General features: G+C 64.8%; 20 protein-coding genes, 1 tRNA gene and 1 pseudogene. 8 read left to right on the top strand and 14 right to left on the bottom strand.

What is annotated here, in order from left to right:
* Positions 1–309 (bottom strand): annotated as a pseudogene (locus tag ABIV12_RS01875) (hypothetical protein); the annotation flags it as partial.
* Positions 306–1,076, bottom strand: coding sequence for a hydroxyacylglutathione hydrolase (gloB, locus tag ABIV12_RS01870; protein WP_348055652.1), 771 nt, complete (start codon positions 1,074–1,076; stop codon positions 306–308). The pseudogene ABIV12_RS01875 and the gene gloB, both read right to left, overlap by 4 nt.
* 126 nt (positions 1,077–1,202) lie before the next feature.
* Here gloB and ABIV12_RS01865 point away from each other — a divergent pair, with 126 nt between their 5' ends.
* From ABIV12_RS01865 to dnaQ, 3 genes are read left to right on the top strand one after another with little or no spacing between them, the layout of a single operon-like run.
* A complete protein-coding gene (locus ABIV12_RS01865) occupies positions 1,203–1,901 on the top strand; it encodes a methyltransferase domain-containing protein (RefSeq protein ID WP_348055648.1) in 699 nt (232 codons plus the stop codon).
* Entirely contained in the window at positions 1,898–2,392 is a 495-nt protein-coding gene (gene rnhA / locus ABIV12_RS01860; protein ID WP_348055646.1) for a ribonuclease HI, read from the top strand. The genes ABIV12_RS01865 and rnhA overlap by 4 nt, the downstream gene beginning before the upstream one ends.
* On the top strand, positions 2,389–3,120 hold the full coding sequence (gene dnaQ / locus ABIV12_RS01855) for a DNA polymerase III subunit epsilon (RefSeq protein WP_348055644.1): 732 nt from the start codon (positions 2,389–2,391) through the stop codon (positions 3,118–3,120). Before rnhA ends, dnaQ begins: the two co-directional genes overlap by 4 nt.
* Before the next feature lie 200 nt (positions 3,121–3,320).
* Here dnaQ and ABIV12_RS01850 read toward each other — a convergent pair whose 3' ends face one another.
* Positions 3,321–4,025 carry a protein phosphatase 2C domain-containing protein gene (locus tag ABIV12_RS01850; RefSeq protein ID WP_348055650.1) on the bottom strand — a complete coding sequence of 235 codons (705 nt, stop codon included), beginning with the start codon at positions 4,023–4,025 and terminating at the stop codon, positions 3,321–3,323.
* A gap of 400 nt (positions 4,026–4,425) precedes the next feature.
* On the opposite strand from ABIV12_RS01850, the gene ABIV12_RS01845 reads away from it, so the two are divergent.
* A complete protein-coding gene (locus ABIV12_RS01845; protein ID WP_348055642.1) occupies positions 4,426–4,938 on the top strand; it encodes a hypothetical protein in 513 nt (170 codons plus the stop codon).
* Between the two features lie 83 nt (positions 4,939–5,021).
* On the opposite strand, the gene ABIV12_RS01840 is transcribed toward ABIV12_RS01845, so the two are convergent.
* Complete coding sequence (locus ABIV12_RS01840) at positions 5,022–5,699, bottom strand: type 1 glutamine amidotransferase domain-containing protein (RefSeq protein WP_348055640.1); 678 nt, start codon at positions 5,697–5,699, stop codon at positions 5,022–5,024.
* A gap of 134 nt (positions 5,700–5,833) precedes the next feature.
* Complete coding sequence (locus ABIV12_RS01835) at positions 5,834–5,980, bottom strand: hypothetical protein (protein WP_348055638.1); 147 nt, start codon at positions 5,978–5,980, stop codon at positions 5,834–5,836.
* On the opposite strand from ABIV12_RS01835, the gene ABIV12_RS01830 reads away from it, so the two are divergent.
* Positions 5,979–7,043, top strand: coding sequence for an NAD(P)-dependent alcohol dehydrogenase (locus ABIV12_RS01830; RefSeq protein ID WP_348055636.1), 1,065 nt, complete (start codon positions 5,979–5,981; stop codon positions 7,041–7,043). The genes ABIV12_RS01835 and ABIV12_RS01830 overlap by 2 nt on opposite strands.
* Positions 7,044–7,065: 22 nt before the next feature.
* Here the strand turns inward: ABIV12_RS01830 and ABIV12_RS01825 are convergent, their stop codons facing one another.
* Both ABIV12_RS01825 and ABIV12_RS01820 read right to left on the bottom strand, forming a co-directional pair.
* A complete protein-coding gene (locus ABIV12_RS01825; protein WP_348055634.1) occupies positions 7,066–7,701 on the bottom strand; it encodes a cytochrome b in 636 nt (211 codons plus the stop codon).
* Positions 7,698–8,810 carry a catalase family peroxidase gene (locus tag ABIV12_RS01820; protein WP_348055632.1) on the bottom strand — a complete coding sequence of 371 codons (1,113 nt, stop codon included), beginning with the start codon at positions 8,808–8,810 and terminating at the stop codon, positions 7,698–7,700. The genes ABIV12_RS01825 and ABIV12_RS01820 overlap by 4 nt, the downstream gene beginning before the upstream one ends.
* Before the next feature lie 659 nt (positions 8,811–9,469).
* On the opposite strand from ABIV12_RS01820, the gene ABIV12_RS01815 reads away from it, so the two are divergent.
* Entirely contained in the window at positions 9,470–10,282 is an 813-nt protein-coding gene (locus ABIV12_RS01815) for an alpha/beta hydrolase (protein WP_348055630.1), read from the top strand.
* Positions 10,283–10,412: 130 nt separating this feature from the next.
* On the opposite strand, the gene ABIV12_RS01810 is transcribed toward ABIV12_RS01815, so the two are convergent.
* From ABIV12_RS01810 to ABIV12_RS01790, 5 genes are all read right to left on the bottom strand, one after another.
* Positions 10,413–10,488, bottom strand: a tRNA-Ala gene (locus ABIV12_RS01810).
* Positions 10,489–10,636: 148 nt separating this feature from the next.
* Positions 10,637–11,926 (bottom strand): threonine synthase, encoded by a 1,290-nt coding sequence (gene thrC, locus ABIV12_RS01805; protein ID WP_348055628.1) that lies wholly within the window; start codon positions 11,924–11,926, stop codon positions 10,637–10,639.
* Positions 11,917–12,846 (bottom strand): homoserine kinase, encoded by a 930-nt coding sequence (locus ABIV12_RS01800; RefSeq protein WP_348055626.1) that lies wholly within the window; start codon positions 12,844–12,846, stop codon positions 11,917–11,919. The genes thrC and ABIV12_RS01800 overlap by 10 nt, the downstream gene beginning before the upstream one ends.
* Before the next feature lie 52 nt (positions 12,847–12,898).
* Complete coding sequence (gene thrA / locus ABIV12_RS01795; RefSeq protein WP_348055624.1) at positions 12,899–15,403, bottom strand: bifunctional aspartate kinase/homoserine dehydrogenase I; 2,505 nt, start codon at positions 15,401–15,403, stop codon at positions 12,899–12,901.
* Positions 15,404–15,636: 233 nt separating this feature from the next.
* Complete coding sequence (locus ABIV12_RS01790) at positions 15,637–16,719, bottom strand: HRDC domain-containing protein (RefSeq protein WP_348055622.1); 1,083 nt, start codon at positions 16,717–16,719, stop codon at positions 15,637–15,639.
* A gap of 86 nt (positions 16,720–16,805) precedes the next feature.
* Between ABIV12_RS01790 and ABIV12_RS01785 the strand changes: the two genes are divergently transcribed.
* Positions 16,806–18,740 carry a formylglycine-generating enzyme family protein gene (locus ABIV12_RS01785; protein ID WP_348055620.1) on the top strand — a complete coding sequence of 645 codons (1,935 nt, stop codon included), beginning with the start codon at positions 16,806–16,808 and terminating at the stop codon, positions 18,738–18,740.
* Between the two features lie 10 nt (positions 18,741–18,750).
* Here ABIV12_RS01785 and ABIV12_RS01780 read toward each other — a convergent pair whose 3' ends face one another.
* Complete coding sequence (locus tag ABIV12_RS01780; RefSeq protein WP_348055618.1) at positions 18,751–19,773, bottom strand: fatty acid desaturase; 1,023 nt, start codon at positions 19,771–19,773, stop codon at positions 18,751–18,753.
* Between the two features lie 387 nt (positions 19,774–20,160).
* A complete protein-coding gene (locus tag ABIV12_RS01775) occupies positions 20,161–21,180 on the bottom strand; it encodes an alpha/beta hydrolase (protein WP_348055616.1) in 1,020 nt (339 codons plus the stop codon).
* A 159-nt stretch (positions 21,181–21,339) separates the two neighbouring features.
* Between ABIV12_RS01775 and ABIV12_RS01770 the strand changes: the two genes are divergently transcribed.
* Positions 21,340–22,009: molybdopterin-dependent oxidoreductase (locus ABIV12_RS01770; RefSeq protein ID WP_348055614.1), on the top strand; the 670-nt coding region annotated here is incomplete at its 3' end.

The following is a 22,009-nucleotide window of genomic DNA, read 5'->3' as shown; positions in this document are numbered from 1 at the left end:
GCTCGCGCTGAAGGCGCGTGTGCCTCGCGTGTAGTAGCGCGCCCAGCGTTGCACTTCGGGGCGGTAGTCGCAGCCCTGCATCGCGAAGCGGGTGCGCAGATCGGACCATGGAACCTGCCCGGATGCGACTGGAGCCGACGCGTTGGGCACAGGCGACGCGGTTGAAACGGGAGGCGGCGCCGCCGCAGCGGGCGATGGAGGTTCGGGTGGCGCGGGCGGCCGTACCAACGGCGTCGAGCACGCCGTGAGCACTGACAACGTCGCGACGAGCCCCACAAGGCGCGGCGGCCATCCGCGGATCAATCTCACGGCACCGGCGCCTTGAAATCGTCCTTGCGCCGGCGGATCTGCGCGAAGCGTTCGACCCGATCGAGTCGTCGCTGCGGATCGATCGCATCGACCAGCGCTGGTGCGTCGACGCGCAGGAACGGATTGGTCGCCCATTCGCTCGCCAGCGTCACCGGCAATGTCGGTTGGCCTTTACTGCGCAGTGCCGCGCACTCCTCCGACCGGATACGCAGTTCCCGGTTGTGCGGATCCAGCGTCATCGCGAACGCGCAGTTGGCGACGGTATATTCGTGTCCGCCACACACCTGCGTGTCGCCTGGGAGCGCGGCGAGTCGGTCGAGGGATGCGAGCATCTGCGCGGGCGTGCCTTCGAAAATCCGACCGCATCCGACGCTGAAGAGCGTGTCGCCGCAGAAGAGCAGTCCATGGCCGTGATAGGCGACGTGGCTTGAGGTGTGTCCCGGAACCGCGATGACATCGAATCGTGCGGTGGGGTGGGTCAGAACGACACAGTCGCCATCGGCGACCCGTTGGTCGACGTTCGGAATGCGCGCATCGATCGGCGCGACGATGCGCGCGCCGGTTGATGCGGCGAGAGACTGCGCGCCGCCGATGTGGTCGGGGTGGTGATGGGTCAGCAGAATTGCGCGCAGACGAAGGTTCTCGCGCGCGCAGACATCGACGACCGGCTGTGCATCGCCCGGATCGACGACGATCACGTCTCCGCGGTCATCGGCGAGCAGCCAGATGTAATTGTCGGTCAGTGCGGGCAGAGCGATCAGGCGCATGCGAAACACCGGCGGCAAGCGGCCGACGAATATAGCCAGCGTTCCCGCCATCGACGTTAAGCCGGCATTAGCCAGACGCCCTCGGGTTACACTGGTCCGCTGTCGTGGAACGTGCCCCGCCCTGTGATGACCGGCTCCGACACCCTCTTTTCCCTGCCCGACGTCGACGCGCTGCTGCGCGACGAACTCGCGTGCATCCCGCATCACGCAGCGCGCCTTCCGGGCGGGCGCGCGCTCATCGTGCAAGCCTGTGCGGCCAACCGCGCGCTGCCGCTCGATACCCGTCATCTTGGTGCCGTCCGACTCCACGCCGACCAGGATCTGCTGCGCGGTGATGCGATCTGCAAGCCCGAATCGATGCCGTGGGAAGACGATGCGTTCCAGCTCGTGGTGGTGCAGCATGCGGGCGCGCATGGGCTCTCACTCGACGGACTGATCGGAGAATGTTCGCGTGTGCTCGCACCCGGCGGAGCGTTGCTGTGGTTCGAACTCAATCCGTGGAGCCCATGGCTCGGATGGATCCACTGGCAGGCGCGGCGCGGCATGCCGCTGCCGCGGGCCTCGCACGCGGACTCGTTGCGCCGGCGCATGCACGATGGTCATCTGGCGACATCGGCCATCGAATATTTCGGACCGTGCTGGCCGGGCGCCGGGTCGTTTGCGGCTGTGCATCGCAGTCCGTTGATGTCGCCGCTGCGCGGTGCGTATCTGATTCCTGCCTCAAAGCCGCGTTCGGTGCTGATTCCTTTGCGCCAACGCTTCGGTCGCGAGCGATCCGGTTTACGGCCGCAGCTCGCCACGCCAAGCCGTCGCGCAAGCGCATGAGCGACGTTCTGGAGGACGCGACGCGCGTCGAGCTGTTTACCGATGGCGCCTGCCTCGGCAATCCAGGGCCTGGCGGATGGGGCGCGCTGCTGCGCCTGGGATCACGCGAGAGGGAGCTCAGCGGTGGCGAAGTGCAGACCACCAACAATCGCATGGAGCTGATGGCGGCGATCGCCGGCCTCGAAGCGCTGAAGCGACCCTGCGAGGTGGTGCTCACGACCGACTCGCAATATGTCAAGAAAGGCGTGGAGGAATGGATGGCCAAATGGCGCGCGAATGGCTGGCGCACCAGCGACAGGAAGCCGGTCAAGAACCAGGACCTGTGGGAGCGCATGTCAGCGGCACTGGTCGGTCATCGCGTCCGCTGGAAATGGGTCAAGGGCCACGCTGGACACATCGAAAACGAACGCGTGGACGTGCTTGCCCGCGACGCAGCTCTCGCGATGAAGGGTCCTCATCAATCCTCCACCAGCGGATACAGCTACGAATGAGACAAGTCATCCTCGACACGGAAACCACCGGACTCGAAGTCCAGCGCGGCCATCGCGTGATCGAAATCGGATGTGTCGAACTGATCCAGCGTCGACCCACCGGCCGTCGCTTCCACACCTATCTCAATCCCGATCGCGCGATCGACGAGGGCGCGCGCGCGGTCACCGGCATCAGCGACGAATTCCTGCTCGACAAACCACGCTTCCCGGAAATTGCGGCGGAGTTCCTCGCGTTCATCGACGAAGCGGAAATCATCGCGCACAACGCTGCGTTCGACGTTGGTTTTCTCGATGCTGAACTCGTGCGCGCCGGAGTCGATCGCCCGCGACTGGCCGATCGTGTCCAGGTACTCGACACGCTCGCGCTCGCGCGCGAGAAATTTCCCGGTCAGCGCAACAGTCTCGACGCATTGTGCAAGCGTCTGGGCGTCGACAACAGCCACCGTGGAATGCACGGTGCGTTGCTCGACGCCAATCTTCTTGCCGACGTGTACCTCGCGCTGACCGCGGGCCAGGGTGCACTGGGTTTCGAGAGCGAAACGGCGCAGTCGGAGGCGCGCCTGGCGAACGTCGCGCTGCGCATTCTGGTGCGTCCGCGCTTTTTCCGCGCGAACGACGACGAGCTTGGCTTGCATCGGGCGCGACTCGGAGTGATCGACAAGGCGAGTCGCGGTGCATGCCTGTGGACATTGCTGGATGCGGCCGGAGCGGGCGACGAAGTGAACTGACCCCGCTCGGGTTGCAACGTCGCGACCATGCGCGGGTTCCGCGCTGTGCAATGCGCCTCACGCCACTCCGGTCACTTCGCTACCCATCTCCAGCCGCCGTCGTTCCCCCGAATGCGCGAATCGATCTTCATTCGCGGGCGTACGCGATCGACATGCAGACGTGTGTGCGCGAGGCCAGTGCGATCGCGCGTTTGCCACTGTCAGTGCGCGCGCACCAGAATCACGGTGACGTTGTCCGATCCGCCGCCGTCGAGAGCGGCAAGCACCAGGTGGTCGACGCATTCCTGCGCAGCGAGATTCGGGCGTGCGAGGATCGCCGCGATCGCGCTGTCTTTCACTTCTTCGGTGAGCCCGTCGCTGCACAGCAGCAGCTGCATGCCGGGCTTGAGCGTGCCGCGCACGCTCTCCACGCGCAGCGATTGCGGATCCGTGACGCCGAGTGCCTGCGTGACGACGTTGCGATGGGGATGATTGCGCGCCTGTTCGCTGGTGATCGCGCCCTGGTCGATCAGTTCCTGCACGTAGGAATGATCCTGCGAGAGCTGCTTCAATCCGTCGTTCCAGACGTAAACCCGACTGTCGCCGACCCAGGCCACTTCGAACTCCCCGCCTTCGCGCAATCGCAGGGCGGCAATGGTCGTTCCCATCGGAAGGACTTCGGAACGACGTGTCGAGTGGCGGATGATTTCCTCGTCCGCCATCTGGATCGCCTGGACCAGTTCGATGCCGTTGGTCACCTCGCGCACCAGCGTGTCGCGCGCAAGCGCGCTGGCGACCTCTCCGTGCTCATGACCACCCATGCCGTCAGCGACCAGCCAGAGGCCGAGGTCCGCGTCCGCGTAGTAGGTATCTTCGTTGTGCTCGCGGCGCAGGCCGACGTGGGTGCTGTGTCCGAATTCGATCATGCGCGGCTGGCTATCCTTGAAGGGCTCGCCTTCTTGCGGGCGAATTCGGCCGCCTTCGCGCGCCGTGGTGGCATAGGATGCCGTCACCGTCGCGCCATACGCAAGCGCACCGGCTGGCGGGTGCACAAAGACCGTGACCGAGCGGCAGGAACGGATCCCGAATTGGTGCAGGTCGCCGGATGTGCCGCCAGACGAAAGCCCACCGGATGCCCCGTTTGCCCCGCGCTGGAGCCTGTCTCGCGATGACCTGGCAACGGCGGCATGTGGATCCGGGAAGCGAACACCTCTCATGAACCGACTCTGCGGGTGATTTGCCTTGAACGGAGATCTGGCAGGAGCGCACAGGCTCCGGCATCCTTGCCAGCGCGCGCATGGAGCGCGCTCTTCAGGGGAATCAACAATGCAGCAGAAGATCATCGTCGCGTTCGGCGCGGTCCTGAGTGTTGCCAGCGCGGCCGCCGCCGCAGGCGATGCCATCAAGGTGCCGTCCACCGTGCCATACGCCGATGCAAACGGCGTGGCTGGCAATGTGAAACGCGAGTGTCCCATCAATCAGCAACTGTCCGACTACATCATCGAGTATGCGCAGGAACACCATGTGGCAACAGAGTCGGTTCCAGCGACGGATGCGCAGACTCCCGGCCGCGTTCTGGTCATCGAGATCACCGACGCGGTCTCGCGCGGCAACCCGTTCATCGGTCATCGCAAGTCGACCAGCGTGCGCGGAACCCTGTACCAGGACGGCGCGAAGGTCGCAGCTTTTCGCGGCGAGCGTGACTCGATGGGCGGCGCATTCGCCGGCTTCAAGGGGTCGTGTTCGGTGCTCGGTCGCACCGTAAAAGCGTTGGGCAGTGATATTGCGACGTGGCTCGCCAAACCGGTCGACGACGCCCAGCTTGGGGACCTGGAGTAATCCGGCGGACCATCCGCTTCGTTCAGGGACTCTGCAACTTCAAAGCCAGCGACGCCCGACTGCGCGTCGCTGGCGAGGAAGGATCAGCCGAGCATCTTGAGCACCGCGTGCGCGGCCGGTTCCGACGAAGCGGGATTCTGTCCGGTGATCAGGAAGCCGTCGGTGACGACGTACGGCTGAAAGTCGCCGGCCTTGCTGTAAAGGCCACCGTTCTGCTTGAGCATGTTCTCGACCAGGAACGGCACCACCTCCGTGAGGCCAACGGCGTCTTCTTCGGTGTTGGTGAAGCCGGTGACCGACTTTCCTTTCACCAGCGAACCGCCATCGGCGGACTTCACGTGTCGCAGTACACCCGGCGCATGGCAGACCGCAGCGAACGGCTTGCCGGCCGCCAAAGTGGATTCGATGAGGGCAATCGAGGTTGCGTCCTGCGCCAGATCCCACAACGGGCCGTGGCCGCCCGGGTAAAACACCGCGTCGAAATCTTCGGTGGCGACGTCATCGAGTTTTCGCGTGTTCGCCAGTGCCGCCTGCGCAGATGGATCCTTCTTGAAACGGCGGGTGGCATCCGTTTGCGCCGATGCATCGTCGCTCTTCGGATCGAGCGGCGGTTGACCGCCCCGCGGCGACGCGAGTGTCACATCCGCGCCGGCATCCTTGAACACATAGTACGGCGCGGCGAACTCTTCAAGCCAAAAGCCGGTTTTCTTGCCCGTTTCACCGAGCTTGTCGTGAGAAGTCAGCACCATGAGAATCTTCATGCGGTTTTCCAATTGAACGTGGCAGCAGCGCCGGATTGCGCGCGCCTGTCCAGACAACGTGGGGGCGCTGGCGCGATGCCCAAGCGTTGGTCTGGATGGAGCTGGCGGCCGGAGCCGCCTTGCACATGCCGCGTTCATGGGCCATCCACGGCGGGCGGCGCCTGAAACCCCAGATCGATTGCGCATTGCATGACGCACAGGGCACTTGCCGCGAGATGAAACGCCCACACCTCGTAACCCGCGATCCAGTTGCCTTTGCCCTCTTTCAAGGACCCCGTCATGACAACCAAAGCCTACGGCGCGCACGCCGCGGACAAACCCCTGGAGCCCCTCGACGTCGAGCGCCGCAATCCGGGCCCGCATGATGTGCAGATCGACATCGCGTACTGCGGTGTGTGCCATTCGGACCTGCATACGGTGCGATCGGAATGGGGTGGCACACAGTTTCCGTGTGTTCCTGGACACGAAATCGTCGGTCACGTCAGTGCCGTCGGCAGCGACGTGAGCGGATTCAAGGTCGGCGATACGGTCGGGGTCGGATGTCTCGTCGGCAGCTGCCAGCATTGCGCGTCGTGCGACGAGGGACTGGAACAGTACTGCGAGAACGGCTTCGTCGGGACCTACAACGGTGCGACGAAGGATGCGCCGGGACACACGTTGGGTGGTTATTCGCAGCGCATCGTGGTCGACGACAAGTTCGTGTTGAAGATCCGCCATCCCGAGGCGCAGCTGGCCGCGGTCGCACCGCTCCTGTGCGCGGGCATCACCACGTATTCGCCGCTGCGCCACTGGAACGCAGGCCCGGGCAAGAAGGTGGGTGTGGTCGGAATCGGCGGGCTGGGTCACATGGGCGTGAAGATTGCTCACGCGATGGGCGCGCACGTGGTGGCATTCACCACCTCCGACGCCAAGCGTCAGGATGCGCTGGATCTCGGTGCGAATGAAGTGGTGGTGTCGCGCAACGAGAGCGAAATGAAAGCGCACGCAGCAAGCTTTGATTTGATTCTCAACACGGTGGCCGCCAGTCACTCGCTCGATGCGTATTCGAGCCTGCTCAAACGCGACGGCACGCTGGTGTTGATCGGTGTCCCTGAGCACCCGCATCCGTCACCGAATGTCGGCAACCTGATCTTCAAGCGTCGCGCGATTTCCGGATCGCTCATCGGAGGTCTCGCTGAAACACAGGAGATGCTCGATTTCTGTGCGGAGAAAGGCATCGTCGCCGACATCGAGATGATCTCGGCGCAGCAGATCGACGAAGCCTACGATCGCATGGTCAAGAGCGACGTGAAATATCGCTTCGTGATCGACAACGCGACCCTTGGCAAGGCCGTCGCTGCGTAGGGTCGAGGGTCACGAGTGGTCTTCACACGATGCGCGGTGTGTCGTCCAATGCGTTCGCTTCGCCTGCAGGCGAAGCGGGCGCGATGGCTGCCGGTTCGCCACGTGCCATGCTCGGGAATACGTCATCGCGTCGAACCCACGCGTGGTACAGCGCAGCAGCGAGATGCATCAACACGGTAGCGAACAGCAGCAGCGCCAACCAGGTGTGTGCACCACGCAGCCCGGCGTAGACGGTTGCGTTGTGCGGGGCGATTGGCGGCAGAGCGAATCCCTTGAACATCGTCACCGGATAACCGCCCGCGGACATCATCGACCAGCCGATCAGCGGCATCGCGAACATCAGCGCATACAGCAGCCAGTGTGATGCCTTGGCCGCAAGCACCTGCACGGCGGGCAGGTCTGCGGGCAACGGCGGTGGAGGATGGCGAAAGCGGTTGATGCCGCGCACGATGACGAGCAGCAGGATCGCGATTCCGATTGGCCGATGCAGACTCACGAGGCTGGGGCGCAAGCTCATGGAAGCGACCATTCCAACGCCGACGAACAGCATCGTGACAATCAGCAACGCCATGCTCCAGTGCAGGACGCGCGCGGTGAGATTGAAGTGCCGCGGAGCGCTCGTGGACAGCGCTTGCGTCGATGGGGGGAAAGCGCTCATCGCGTGGCCTCCCTTGGCGGCGTCTTGCCGGTCGCCGCACCCGCGTCGCCGCCGGCGATATCGTGTTCGCGACGATTGAACGACACCGAATAGACGGCCGAACGCGCGGCGAGGATCGGGTCGTCCGATCCCTCCACGCCGCGCGGCAGGATCAGCGGGTCGTAGTTGATGTCGCGACAGGCGCCGGTCGTCTGCGGCGTGCTGTTTTCGATCACCACGGTGCCGACCGTGACGTGCTGGCGATCTTCGGGCCACTGTTGCGATGGGTCGATCACCGGATCGCCCTCTGCGGCGAGCGTGACCACCATGTCCCAGCGCAGCGGTCCGTTCGCCAGACGCGTGCGAAGATCCTCGTCGAGAAAGTTGCCGTCGGCAGCCTTGCGCTGCTCAGGCGTCATCGCGGCAAACGCCGCTTGCGGGATCATCGACCAGCGCACGTTGCGCGCTCTGCCGTTGCTGTCGATGAAGCGGAACGCATCGACGCCGTTGTACGCGGTGTTGGCCCAACTGGTCGACCAGGGTGTGTCCTTCGCCCATGCCGCAAAGCGCGCAAATTCCGGATGCGCAGCGGCGAACGAGGTCAGCTTTGCCGGATCGGGCTTGCCGGTCGCGGGATCCGGTGCGTTCGCGACCGTCTGCTCGTAAAAGCCATCCGCCGACGACACCCCGAAGAACGGAAAGCTGTTCATCGCCATGCGCCACTGCTGGCCGTCATCGCTGTTCAATTCCAGCGCCATGCTGCGAACACGGGCATTGCCGTCGAGGCCATACGGCGAACCGCCGCCGACCGAAAGGCGTCCGACGAACGGCGTGTGTACTGGTGCGAACATGCGCGCCGTGGAGAAGGTCGCACCTTGTCCATTGCCTTCGAAATAGCCCGTGACGCAGACGCCCTTCGCATGCGCGCGCCTGAATCCGCTGTAGACCTCTCCGTTCCCGGCCTCGATCGCGTTGGTAAACCGCTGCGGCGTGAGCCGCCGTGGCGTCAGCCATCCGGCAATCCATGCGAACGCGAGCGCAATTGTCCCCACGATGAGCGCAATTGCGAGCAGCGCAACCCACGGCCGTTGAAGGACTGACGAAGGAGGAGTCGGTTCGAGGTCGGGCATTGCGCATCCGGATCGGGAGTGTTTCGAGCAGTGTGTCATTCGCCGGTCAGACCGTGAACCGGATGAAGTTGGAGCCAGGAGCAATGCAGGTGTCGTTCCGGGAGCAGACCGATGGGTCCTTGCCTCCTTCAGGACCGGACACGCTCGCCGATTCTGTCATCTGCCGCGGGGGACTTGCGACCAGGATCCGTCCAGCCGTCTCGGCGTGACATCGCCGCCAACCTCCACGCCCAGGATTGCTGACGTCCGGACGCGATTGCGCGATTGGGGTCGCGACGACGGGATTCGCGCGCGGATGGGTATTGGGTTGACCGTGATGTGGGCGTCGATCGCCAATTGCACACCGATCCCGGCGTGCAATCGTGCAGGCGCGCACTCTCTGGTGTGATCTTCATTCTGCAGAAATGTCCGCGGTTCAAGAAGGCGTTTTCTGACAAGACGAGCCATCACGATGCTGGAACCATCGATGTTGCAGCACGTTGCCTTGCGTCAATCCAGCGTCTCCCGTTGTCACCCGGCGGACGGGCAAGTCACCGATTCCATCGCCGTCGCCGACGACGAATGACACGCGCAGCACCGCTGCAGCGACGAGCAGATGGGTTCGACCCCCTCCACCACGTCTCGCTGCGATTCCCTTGTCCAACTACAGGAAAAAGACCATGAAACTTTTCGTCAAACGCTTCGCCATCCCTTCGGCTGCATGGCTCGTCGCGGGCGTCCTCGCTCTGGCGATGCCGCTGGTCGGCGCGGCGCCGAACAAGCAGAGCGCGAAGCCCACCATCGTGCTCGTGCATGGCGCCTTCGCAGATTCCTCCAGCTGGAACAGTGTCATCCGGCGCCTGCATGACAAGGGCTACACCGTGATCGCAGCGGCCAATGCGCTTCGCGGCGTCAAAAGCGACGCGTCGGCAGTCGCCAGTGTGGTGAAGTCCATCCAAGGGCCGGTTGTGCTCGTCGGTCATTCGTACGGTGGCTCGGTGATCAGCCAGGCGGCGACCGGTCAGGACAACGTGAAGGCGCTGGTGTACGTCGCGGCGTTTGCGCCGGACGTCGGCGAAAGCGCGGCTGAACTGTCCGGTCGTTTCCCTGGCAGCTCGCTCGGACCTGCCTTGGCCCCGCCGGTGCCGCTGGCCGACGGCGGCAGCGATCTCTACATCGAGGAGGCCAAGTTCCACGCGCAGTTCGCTGCGGATGTACCTGCTGCGGACGCATTGCTGATGGCTGTCGGTCAGCGCCCGGTGACCGACGCGGCACTCAATGAGGCGAGCACTTCGGCGCCGTGGAAGACCATTCCGTCGTGGTTTGTTTACGGCACCGCGGACCTCAACATTCCGGCCGCGGCACACGCGTTCATGGCCAAGCGCGCGCAGTCGCGCAAGACCGTGACGATCAAGGGCGCATCGCACGTCGTGATGATCTCGCATCCGGCTGACGTGGCTGCGCTGATCGAATTGGCGGCGGACGGGACGTAAGCGGTTCGGTGGGGCGCTTCCACTGGATCGCGCCCCTGCCGACGCATCAATGAACTCGACGCTGCAAGACGAAGGCGCACACGCAAAAACGCCGGCACGAGGCCGGCGTTTTTGCAGAGACACATTTGCGTGGTGGAGCGGATGGGGATCGAACCCACGACCTTCGCATTGCGAACGCGACGCTCTCCCAGCTGAGCTACCGCCCCACGTAAAACATTCGCCCGGCAGACAAGCCGGGCGGGGCGCGAATGATAGCGCGCGGGGTGGGGAACGCCAAGTCCGGGCGGCCGACCGGGCGACCAGCGCTCCCAATGGCGCTGGGCGGTTGCTTCATGACGCTGCTTGATCCGCGCGTCAGCGCTCGTGCAACCGATCTCGTAGTGCGACGTAGTCCGCCGCCATCGGCTCGCTGATCGCCGGACGTTCGAGCAATGTTGAGAGAGCAGGCGGCACGTCGACCTTTGCGCCGATCAACGGTTCGATCACCGTGTCGAACTTGGCCGGGTGTGCGGTCGCGACGACATCCCATGCACGGTCGTCGCCTTGCGCGCGCCGATGCTCGAGAACCTGCACGGCTGTCGCGGTATGCGGGCAGACCAGATGTCCGTAGCGCTCGACGCTGATGCGGATCACCTCGCGGATCTGTGCGTCGTCGACAGCTTCCGCGCGCAGCGTCGCGCGCAACACGTCGTCTCCCGGAAACAGCCAGCGCAATCGTTCGAAGTTGCTCGGTGCTCCGACGTCCATTGCATTGGCGAGCGTCGCGAGACTCGCGCGTGGCATGTAGTCGGCGCCGTCGAAAAAATCGGGAAGAACGCGGTTTGCATTGGTAGCGAGCAGCACGTTGCCGATCGGCAGTCCGCACGCGCGCGCGAGCAGTGCGCCCATCGCGTTGCCGAGGTTGCCTGTGGGGATCGCAAAGTTGAGCGTCTCGCCGTTCGTGCGCCAATGCGCCAGCGCGGAGTACGCGTAGTAGGTCATCTGCGGCAGCAGGCGGCCGAGGCTGATGCTGTTGGCCGAGGTGAGCGGAACAGCGGTCTTGAGTGCCTCGTCGTTGAGCGCCTGCTTCACCATCGTCTGGCAATCGTCGAACGAGCCTGCAACGCGCAATGCGGTGACGTTGTCTCCAAAGCAACCGAGCTGGTGCGCCTGACGCGGTGAGACTCGACCATCCGGGTAGAGAATCACGACGCGAAAGCCGGGGCGTCGATGGAACGCGGCTGCAACGGCGGCGCCGGTATCGCCTGAGGTTGCGACCAATACCGTGAGTGTGGCGACGTCCGGCGCGCGCAGGCGCGCGAGGCATGCTGCGAGAAAGCGCGCGCCGACATCCTTGAACGCGGCAGTCGGGCCGTGGAAGAGTTCAAGCAGCGAGGTGCGAGGAGCGATGGCAACCCGCGGCACCGGAAAATCAAGTGCTTCGCGACAGATCGCCTGCAAATGCGACGCCAGTGCATCGCCCTCGAAGAACGGCTGCAGCAGACGGCTTGCAACCTCGGCAAGCGTCTCATCGCCGTCGAAATCGGCCGGTGTGAATCGCGGCAACGTGTGAGGCACATACAAGCCGCCATCCGGGGCAAGGCCGGCCGCGAGTGCGTTGCCGAGACCCACCGGCGGTGCGTTGCGGCGCGTGCTCACATACATGCGACAACCTCCGCCGCGGGGCCGGCGACCGGTGAGACCCAGGTGTCGCATTCGATGCGCGCCTTGGCGAATGCGCCACGCATCCGCAGCGCGACATTTTCCGCCTGCTCCTTGCCCGAACACCATGCGAACACGCTGGGGCCTGCGCCGGAAATGCTCGCGCCAAGCGCGCGACCCGCCAGCGCCGATTCCTTCACTGCGGCGAAACCGTCGATCAACGATGCGCGGCGCGGTTCGACCAGCACGTCCTCGAGTCCTGCGCGGATCAGGTTGAAATCATTCTGGAAGCAGCCTGCGAGCACCAGCGCCAGATTTGCGCTCTGCGGGACGAATTCGCGCAATTCGTAATGGCCCGCGAGTGCCGCGCGCGCGTCGCGAGTTTCAAGCACCGCGTGTGGATGCACCAGAGCGCAGTAGAGATCGGGCGGCACCGGAATACTCACGAGGCGATCCTTCGTAGCCAGCACGAGGCCGCCCAGCAGCATCGCTCCGACGTTGTCGCCATGCAATCCGCCACTCGCGACCGCTTCGCCTTCGAGCGCAAACGGATACAGTTCCTCGCGACTGAGTGGCACGTCGAGCAACGCATTTGCAGCAACGAGTGCGGCGACAGCCGACGCGGCCGAGCCGCCCATGCCGGAGCCGAACGGGATGCCCTTGTCGATTTCGATTTCGAAACCGAACGGCAGCATCAATGCGGTGCGCATCGCGATCAGCGCCGCACCGGCGGTGTTGCGTTTCGCCTCGATCGGCAACAGGCACATGCCGCCGCGGATTTCGGCGATGCGAACCTGCGGCTCGCCGATCCGACGCACGGTCACGCGATCGCCTGGGCCCTTGATCGAATGGCCGAGAATGTCGAAACCGACAGCGACGTTGCCAATGCTGGCGGGGGCGAACGCGGTTGCCTGCGTGCTCACGGGATGCGTGTCCTTCTCATGGTGACCAGTGTCACGACCGAAAGGCGCGCCATCACAGTCGCGCACCGAGCGCGGCCGCGACACGCAGCAGATCGGCAAACACACCGGCAGCGGTGACTTCCGGGCCCGCACCTGGCCCTTGCACAACGAGCGGGTTGTCGCGATAACGTCGCGTCGTGAATTGCACGATGTTGTCGGTCAGGCGCAGGTGCGCGAAGCCGTGGTCGTCCGGCAGCTCTACCAGCCCGACCTGTGCGTGGCCTTCGCGATCGAGTTTTGCGACATAGCGCAATACATGGCCGTGAGACTTTGCTGCCGCATGACGTGACGCCATCGCATCATCGAGTTCGCCGACGCGTTGCATGAACTCCGCAGTCGGGAGCGCGCGCAGCGACTCCGGTACCAGGCTTTGCACGACGACGTCGCCGAGCTCGAGTTCGACGCCTGCTTCGCGCGCGAGGATCACCAGTTTGCGCGCGACGTCGGTGCCGGAGAGGTCATCGCGCGGATCCGGTTCGGTATAACCCAGATCGTGTGCCTCACGCACGAGATCGGAAAATGGCAGCAGACCGTCGTAGCGATTGAACAGCCACGCAAGCGTGCCGGAGAATATGCCGTCGACCGCGAACATTTCATCACCGGTGTCGAGCAGGTCACGCAGCGTCGAGATCACCGGCAATCCAGCGCCCACAGTCGCTTCGTAGCGAAAGCGTGCTCCACCCGCGGTGGCGGCGCGGATTGCGTGCCAGCGTGCAGACGGGCCGGCACCGGCCTGTTTGTTCGGGGTGACGATGTGGATGCCGGCAGCGAGCCATCCGGCGTAGCGCTCGGCCACCGCATCGCTTGCACTGCAGTCGATGATGATCGCATGCGGCAGGTGTTCGACCTGGACATGGCGCGCGAATGCATCGAGGTCGATGTCGCGCGTCTGCGCGGATTTCCAGTTGCTCGCATCCGCCGCTTCACCGAGCCACATCGTGCGACTCGATGCGACGGCGCGCAGGCGCAGGTCGAGCTGGATGTCTTCGAGCAGCCGCAGGCGCGCTGTTTCGATCATCTGCAGTAGCGAGGCGCCGACGTTTCCAGGCCCGATCAGGCCGATCGACACCGTCTGCGGAGAGAGCCAGAACGCGGCGTGCACCGAGCGCAGCGCGCGCGCTGCGTCGGCACTCGCGATCGCCACCGAGATGTTGCGTTCGGACGCCCCCTGCGCGATGGCGCGGATGTTCACGTGGGTGCGCGCCAGCGCGCCAAACAGACGCGCGGCGACGCCCGGGGTGCCGGCCATGCCGTCGCCAACCACGGCCAGTACGCTGATGCCTCCGGCAACCCCGACGCTGTGGATTTCCGCACGCGCGAGTTCGGAGGAGAAGGCGCGACGCAGCGCGAATTCCGCCGTGGCCGCATCGGATTCGCGCACGACGCAGCAGATCGAATGCTCGGACGATCCCTGCGAAATCATCACCACCGAGACAGACGCCGAATGGAGTGCGCCGAATGCGCGTTCGGCTGTTCCGGGAACCCCGATCATGCCCGCACCCTCAAGCGTGATCACCGCCAGATCGCGCACTGCGCTGATGCCCTTGACCGGCGGCGAGATGGCGGCAGACGCGTCGTCGTTGCCGATGCGGGTTCCGGGATGATCGGGGTTGAAGGTATTGCGGATGCGAACGGGCATGCCGCGGGCAATCACCGGCGTCAATGTTTGCGGATGGATCACCTTGGCGCCAAAGTACGCCAGTTCGCAGGCTTCGTCGTAACTGAGCGACGCGAGCGGAATCGCATCGGGCACGAGACGCGGGTCGGCCGACAGCACGCCATCGGTATCGCCCCACAAGGTCAGTTCGGATGCGTTGGCGAGGCTTGCGAAAATCGCGGCGGAGTAGTCGCTGCCGTTGCGACCGAGCACCGTCGCACGTCCACTCGCGGTGCGCGCGACGAATCCGGTCACGACGAGCCATGCGTTCGTGTGGCGCGTGCGCCAGTTGGCAAGCCGTGCGGCGCTGTCGTTCCAGTCGATGATGGCGCCGAGCTCGCCGTGACTGACGACGAGCACGTCGCGCGCATCGAGACAGGCGCAATCGATGCCTTGATGCGTGAGGAAATCGGCGAGCATGCGTGCGGACCACACCTCGCCGAGCCCCTGGATCGATTCGAGCGCTTCGTGATTGGGTGTGCCCAGTACCTCGAGCGCATTGAGGAGATTGGCCAGTTGCACGAATCCCTGTTCGAGCCAGTCGGCCGTCTTCGCCACTTTGGCGTCGAGCAGGTCGTGCGCGGCAATCAGGTGGCGATCGCGCAGCGTTTGCCAGTTGGCTTTCCACACCGGATCGCGGCGGACTGCGGCGTCGGCAAGGGCGATCAACGCATCGGTGGTTGCACGCATGGCCGACACGATGGCCATCTGTCGCGCACCGGGCTGCTCGCGCAGGATCGCAGCGACACGCCGGAAGCAGCCGGCATCGGCGAGGCTCGATCCGCCAAACTTGTGGGTGGCGAACCCATCGGGATGAGGCGCTTGCGCATCGGCGTGCGCTGCGGAACGGATGTCGGACATCGGATTCGGCCCCTGGTGGAGGCCCCGTTTGCGGGAGGAGCGATGCAGCCGCCAACGCGTTCCCTTGCGAGGTCGGGGCCGTTGCTGGATTGGATCAATCTCGCGCAGGCACCCGGACGACGATCGTCGTCATCGTCGTCATCGACGTGTGGCGGTTGTGGCGAGCGTTCATGCTCCGAGTGTGCCTGCAGGGGCGGGGAGGTTGTCAAGCGAACGCTGTTCGGCGCGGTCGGTCAGTCCGGCAGCAATGCCACCAGTTCGTCGTGCAGCACCGCACGCCGCCAGCCGTCGAGCGCCGCCGGCCAGCGACGCGTTGCGAGCAGCGATTCGAGATGGCGCCGCGCACACAGCAGCCCTTCGGGCAGATCCAGCGCAAGCGCGCGCGCAGCAACGATGTCCTTCATCGCACTGATCGTCGACTTCTCACGCGATGTCGGGACTCGCGGGATCGGCGCGAACTGGAGTTCGGCATCGGACATCGGTGCTGCGAGGACATCGAACAGTTCGTTGCGCTGCGCGCCGCGCAGCGCACGTTGGCCCTTGCAGCGGTCGGCAAGTTCCTCCGCGGTTTTCGGCGGTCGTGCCGACAGATCAAGCGCGTGCGCATCGTCGAGCAGCCACGAGCGGGGACGATTGATCGCACGCGCCGTCAGGTCGCGCCAGATCAGCACGCGGCGCAACAGTCCCTGCGTTTCGAGGGGCCAGTCGGCGGCGCCGCGCATGCCGGTCTGCGGATCCGGATCGGGTTCGCGCATGCGTGCCTTGTCGAGCAGACGCACGCAATCCTCCTCCAGCCACGCGCCATAGCCGCGCTGGGCGACACGGTCCGACAAACGCGCGTGCAGGGCAGGCAGGTGAACGACGTCCTGTGCTGCGTATTCGAGCTGCTCGGCACTGAGCGGGCGGCGCAGCCAGTCCGAGCGCGTCTCCGCCTTGGGCACGTCGATGCCGACCAGTTCGCGCACGAGCTTCTGGTACCCGAGTCCAGCCCCAAGGCCCGCGAACGACGCGGCAATCTGTGTGTCGAAGAGGCGCGCGATCGAGCAGGACCAGGTTGCAAATGCTTCGAGGTCTTCGCTCGCGCTGTGCATCACGCAGGTGCGATCGGGATCTCCCAACACGGTGGCCAGTGCTGCCGGCTCGACGTCGGCGGTCGGGTCGATCAGAGCGATGCGTCCGCCGATTTCGATCTGCACCAGCGCCAGTTTCGGCAGGAACGTGTCGATGCGCATGAACTCGGTATCGACCCCGATGGTCGCCGGTGCATCGTCCAGCAGGCTGCGCAGCGCATCGCTGCGTTCAATCCAGTCGGCCAAGAGGTGGTCCTTCTCGCTGAACATCAAGGGAGGTTGTGGCGGTCGCGCTTCAATAAGCGGCGCAGACCGTCGATAATCGAAACACGATGCCCGGTCCCGAAGTCGCACGCAAGCAGCACACCCTCGGCGGCGCCGCCGGCATCGCGTTGCTGGCGTTCGCACTGGCGTACCGGCTTTTTCCCTCCGCTTTGCACATCGAGCCGTCACGCGAACCGGCCTCCATGGCCGGTAATCCCGGGTCGCAGGCGACAACCCCTGCGATGACCTGGTCGGCTGTGAAAGCGCCGAAACCGCAAACGGTGCCTGCCACGGGAGTGGTTTCTGCAGAAGAAGGCACATCGTTGGCCGACGCGATCCGGATGGGTCCTCCGGTGGCAACGACCAAGGTGGTTGCCGCATTGCTGAAAAAGGCGCGCATGGCCGAAGAACGCGGTGCGCTGTTCGAACCAAAGAACGGCAACGCGATTGCTCTCTACCGCGAGGTGCTCGACGCGGCGCCCGACAATGTCGACGCGCAGACGGGTCTGGAACGCATCGGTGGTGCGTTGCGCGACTGGACAATCGCCGCGACGGAGCGGGGCGACGAGGAATCCGCACAGCGATTCCTGGGCGCCTATGCCGAGTTGCCGCACTCGGCGGAGGAACTCGATGCCGTGCGTGCGCGGACCACCATGCTGCACCAGATCCTGCCGATGCTCACCGCGGCCGCTGCCGAGATGAAGTCCGGACATGCCATCGAGCCACTCGACGGCAGTGCGCTGTCGATTTACCGGAGCATCCTCGCGCGCGATCCGGGAAACCGACTTGCCGACGCAGGGCTGGCATCGATCGAACGCGGATTCCTGGAGACCGCGCTCGGTTCGGCCGCGCAGGACGATTTCGCGGGGGCCGATACGATCCTCGCCAAAGCGTCGGCAATCCGGCCCGGCTCGCCTGTTCTGCTCGAAACGCGTGCGCGCATCGAGGGTATCCGCCAACAGCGCGCAGAAACGGTGTTGTCGCAGGCGCGATCCGCACTCGACTCGGGCAACGCGGATCTGGCCGAGCTGCTCGCGAACAAGGCGCAGTCGGTCAGTCCCGATCTTGCCGGACTCGATGCCTTCAACCTGCGCATCCGCAACGCGCGCCTGTACGCGAGTTTCACCCCGGGGCAGGTTCTGCGCGATGCATTTCTCGACATCGCGGGCAGCGCGCCGCCCGTGGTGGTCCTGCCGACCGGCGATTTCGTGATGGGTTCCTCTGCCGACGAAACCGGTCATCTGGACAACGAGGAACCGCAGCGGCGCGTGCGCATCGATGTCGGGTTTGCGCTCGGTCAGGACGAAGTCACCGTGGCGCAGTTCCGCGAGTTCGCGCGCGCGACCAGCTACGTCAGCGATGCGGAAAAGCTCGGTGGCAGTTCGGTCTACGAGGAATCCACGGGGCGCATCGTGGAGCGCCGTGGCGCAACGTGGCAAAGCGACTACAGCGGCGAACGCGCGGGCGACGCGCTGCCCGTCATCAACGTGTCGTGGCGCGACGCAACGGCGTATCTCGCGTGGCTCTCGGCGCGCACCGGCAAGCACTATCGCCTGGCGAGCGAAACCGAGTTCGAGTATGCGCTGCGCTCAGGATCGACCACGCGCTATCCGTGGGGTGACGGCGATCCGGATCGGATCTACGCCAACCTCACGGGCGAGGGCGATCGTTCGCCATCGCGCCGCAGCTGGACCAACGCGTTCCCACACTACAGCGACGGGTACTGGGGACCGGCGCCGATCGGCAAGTTCCCGGCCGACAAATTCGGGCTGCACGACATGGAAGGCAACGTGTCGGAGTGGGTTGAAGACTGCTGGCACGACAACTACGTGCGTGCACCGCGCGACAGCGCAGCGTGGGTGAACCCGGGCTGTGAGCGACGCGTGGTGCGCGGCGGCTCGTGGGGCAGCGATCCCGATCAGGTGCGATCCGCGTTTCGCACCGCTGCGCGCACCGACATGCGCAGCGCGCGCGTCGGCTTTCGTGTGGCGCGCGACCTCTAGCGGCTGCCACTCATGCGGTGGTGTGGCGCCGTTCCACATCCTTGAGCGTGACCATCTTCTGCGCTGCTTCATCCCACAACACCAGCCGAATGCAAGCGAGGCTCTGGCGCAAGGTCAGCCGACCGATCTCGCGCAGCGGAGGATGGTCGCGCAACACGGTTTGCAAGCGGTAATACGGAATCTGGCTTGACAGATGGTGCACGTGATGCACGCCGATGTTCGCGGTGAACCAGCGCAGCACCGGCGGAAGATCGTAGTGCGAACTGCCGTGCAGGGCGGCGTGCCGCGCGTTCCAGCCCTCATGCTCCGCCCAGTAGGTCTTCTCGAACTGGTGCTGCACGTAGAACAGCCAGACGCCAACAGCCGCACCGACCATCACGATCGGCACGTGCACGAGCAGGAACACCTTGAGTCCGACCAGTGCGCTCATCAACGCGCCCGCGGCAATCACGCCCGCGGTGGTCCCCATCGTGCTCACCCACGGCAGCCAGCCGTTGCGCATCGCGCCAAACGGCAAGCGGTTCTGCAGCACGAACAGATAAAAGGGACCCACGCCAAACATCACCAGCGGATGGCGGTAGAAGCGATAGCCACGTTGGCCCTTTGGGGTTCGCGCGAGGTATTCGGCAACCGTCAGTGTGTCGACGTCGCCGATGCCGCGGCGACCGAGATGTCCCGACGTCGCGTGATGGATCGCATGGTTGTCGCGCCAGTAGTCGTACGGCGTGATCGTGATGATGCTGAGTGCGCGGCCGAGCCAGTCGTTGGCGCTGCGGCTGGGCAGGAACGCGCGATGACCGCAATCGTGCTGGATCAGGAACAGCCGTACCAGCAGGCCCGCCGCAGGAAGCAGCACGAGAAAATACAGCACGGCGTGGCCGTGAGTGACCGCGAACCACATTGCATACCAGGCAACCACGAACGGGATCAGAGTGATCGCGAGTTCGAGAGCGCCACGCTGCCAGGTTGCAGTGCGGTAGTCGATCAGTTTGACCGCCCAGCCATTGGACGCTGTTGCGTCGATTCCTGCCATGCCATGTCCTCGAAGGGTGATGAAAGCGATCAAGCGAAAACGCCGGCTTCATCGGGCTGGCACAAACCACACTCAGGGTCGCGCGAGACGTAACTGCAAAGCGGAGTTCAGGCGAAGATCACCGCGCCAATCATAGGGCAATGAAGGGCGCTGCGGGATGCGCGTTGCGCAAAATGCATGGAGGACGTCCGATGGCCCGCGAAAGGAAGCAGTTTTCAGCAGTGCAATGCGGTTCCGCGCCCGCGCGCGCGGATTGTCGTTGCAGGCACCACTGACCAATGCGCTCCCTGCGGTGCGTGACGTGCGTGTTACGGAATCGTCGCGCCGGTTCGCACGGAATGATCGGCCGCGTGATGCGTGATCCGCGATGTGCGCCGGAAGCGCGGCTCAGCCACCCTTGCGATGGCTGATGCGAATCACATCGCCGACCGCGCCGACGACGGCCGTCGGTTGATCCTGCTGAATGAAGTGCGACGACTTGGACACGAGGCGACGTTCGCCTCGTGTCGACGTCGCCACGATCGCCGCGTGTGTCGACGTACGCGCTTCTTCGAGTACCTTGCGTTCATGCGCAGGTTGCAGAGCGAAGGTCCCGTCGGCGGTGAGGACGATCAGTGGCGTGTCGCCGAGCGGAGTGCCGGCGGGCAATGCCTGCCTTGACAGCTCCAAATCGCCCATCAGTTCGCCCGACGTTGCATCCCAGAAGCCGACGTGTAACTTGTAGCGGCGGATCGATGCGCTCAAAGCCGCCGGAAGGTGTGGATCGTCCGGCGCGATGCACGAGGCGAGCGGCGCAGTCGTCGCCGGTAGCCGGCCCTTCCGGGCTGCCGAACCGCATTGCACAGCGAATGCGGAAACCTGCCCGATCGCCTGTGCGTTTTCCTTGACGGACTGGGGTGCGACCGCCGCGAGATTCATCGGCGAGGGATCAAGCAGGACGATGCCAGCGAGATCTGACCGATGATCGCGGGCATATGCACGTGCGATCGCGGTGCCCCAGGAATGCGCGACAAGCACCAGCGGAGTCTCGATCGGCGCGGCCACGACGAGTGCGCGAAGATCCGCGGCCTCTGCCGCGAGATCGCGTGGTACCGGTCCGCCCTCACTGAATCCAAATCCCGCCCGATCGTACGCGCATACCTTGTTCGTTCGCGCCAACATCGGCTGCACAGTTGCCCAAGTCCGCGAAGTCATTCCGAGACCGGCTTCGAGCAAGATTGTGGGCGAGCCCGCCCCGGTGCAGCGCAGGTTGAGATGGCGACCGCCACCAATGTCGACGAGCGTTCCGGGCTCCGCGTAGGAGAGCAGGTCGACGGTTGGCTGCGCGGCGCTCGCGACCGATTGCAGGAGTGCGCCCGCGAGCGCGATGGTGGCCCACCGACAAAGGCGCGTGTACGGGGACGGCATGGCACCATTCTCCACGGGCGGCAGCTCACGATAACAAGCGCACCAAAGCACGCACAAGACGCAGCGTAGGAAGGATGCGAAGAACGCCGCACCGACGTTCAGACGTGATTGCGTACTCTCGTCTGCAGGTCGAGACTGCGATCTCCAGCGGAGTCACCCATGAGCATCAAACGTCCCGACGGCATCGACGAATACGACGCACCGGCTGGCGGTTGGGGTGCGACGAAGGCCCTCGCCGAAGCACTCGCCGGACAGCAGAATGTCGTCAACAATCTGAAGGCACTTTCGAAGCAGAACCAGCCGGGTGGGTTCGACTGCCCCGGCTGCGCATGGCCCGATCCAAAAAGCACATCGTCGTTTGAATTCTGCGAGAACGGTGCGAAGGCGGTGACATGGGAGGCGACTGCAAAGCGCGTCGGCCCCGGGTTCTTCGCAGCGCATCGTGTGTCCGAGCTGTGGCAGCAACCCGATCACTGGCTTGAAGGGCAGGGGCGAGTGACGCATCCGTTGCGCTACAACCAAGACTCGGATCATTACGAAGAGGTGAGCTGGGACGACGCGTTTGCCGACATCGGCCGCCAACTCGGCGAGCTCGATCATCCGGACCAGGCGGAGTTCTACACCTCGGGACGCACGTCCAATGAGGCGGCGTTCCTGTATCAGTTGTTCGCGCGCCACTTTGGAACGAACAACTTTCCCGATTGCTCGAACATGTGTCACGAGGCGACCTCGGTCGGGTTGCCCCGCTCGATCGGTGTCGGCAAGGCGACCGTCACGCTGGAGGATTTCGATCACGCCGATCTGATCCTGTCGATCGGGCACAACCCCG

Source organism: Dokdonella sp., assembly GCF_039926425.1.
Taxonomy (GTDB): Bacteria; Pseudomonadota; Gammaproteobacteria; order Xanthomonadales; family Rhodanobacteraceae; genus Dokdonella_A.
This window is presented reverse-complemented; position numbering and strand designations above follow the sequence as displayed.

Bases quoted from the DNA above. Each gene is read 5' to 3' on its own strand.
- gloB (WP_348055652.1), bottom strand. From the start codon at position 1,076: ATGCGCCTGATCGCTCTGCCCGCACTGACCGACAATTACATCTGGCTG.
- ABIV12_RS01865 (WP_348055648.1), top strand. From the start codon at position 1,203: ATGACCGGCTCCGACACCCTCTTTTCCCTGCCCGACGTCGACGCGCTG.
- rnhA (WP_348055646.1), top strand. From the start codon at position 1,898: ATGAGCGACGTTCTGGAGGACGCGACGCGCGTCGAGCTGTTTACCGAT.
- dnaQ (WP_348055644.1), top strand. From the start codon at position 2,389: ATGAGACAAGTCATCCTCGACACGGAAACCACCGGACTCGAAGTCCAG.
- ABIV12_RS01850 (WP_348055650.1), bottom strand. From the start codon at position 4,025: ATGATCGAATTCGGACACAGCACCCACGTCGGCCTGCGCCGCGAGCAC.
- ABIV12_RS01845 (WP_348055642.1), top strand. From the start codon at position 4,426: ATGCAGCAGAAGATCATCGTCGCGTTCGGCGCGGTCCTGAGTGTTGCC.
- ABIV12_RS01840 (WP_348055640.1), bottom strand. From the start codon at position 5,699: ATGAAGATTCTCATGGTGCTGACTTCTCACGACAAGCTCGGTGAAACG.
- ABIV12_RS01830 (WP_348055636.1), top strand. From the start codon at position 5,979: ATGACAACCAAAGCCTACGGCGCGCACGCCGCGGACAAACCCCTGGAG.
- ABIV12_RS01835 (WP_348055638.1), bottom strand. From the start codon at position 5,980: ATGACGGGGTCCTTGAAAGAGGGCAAAGGCAACTGGATCGCGGGTTAC.
- ABIV12_RS01825 (WP_348055634.1), bottom strand. From the start codon at position 7,701: ATGAGCGCTTTCCCCCCATCGACGCAAGCGCTGTCCACGAGCGCTCCG.
- ABIV12_RS01820 (WP_348055632.1), bottom strand. From the start codon at position 8,810: ATGCCCGACCTCGAACCGACTCCTCCTTCGTCAGTCCTTCAACGGCCG.
- ABIV12_RS01815 (WP_348055630.1), top strand. From the start codon at position 9,470: ATGAAACTTTTCGTCAAACGCTTCGCCATCCCTTCGGCTGCATGGCTC.
- thrC (WP_348055628.1), bottom strand. From the start codon at position 11,926: ATGTATGTGAGCACGCGCCGCAACGCACCGCCGGTGGGTCTCGGCAAC.
- thrA (WP_348055624.1), bottom strand. From the start codon at position 15,403: ATGTCCGACATCCGTTCCGCAGCGCACGCCGATGCGCAAGCGCCTCAT.
- ABIV12_RS01785 (WP_348055620.1), top strand. From the start codon at position 16,806: ATGCCCGGTCCCGAAGTCGCACGCAAGCAGCACACCCTCGGCGGCGCC.
- ABIV12_RS01780 (WP_348055618.1), bottom strand. From the start codon at position 19,773: ATGGCAGGAATCGACGCAACAGCGTCCAATGGCTGGGCGGTCAAACTG.
- ABIV12_RS01775 (WP_348055616.1), bottom strand. From the start codon at position 21,180: ATGCCGTCCCCGTACACGCGCCTTTGTCGGTGGGCCACCATCGCGCTC.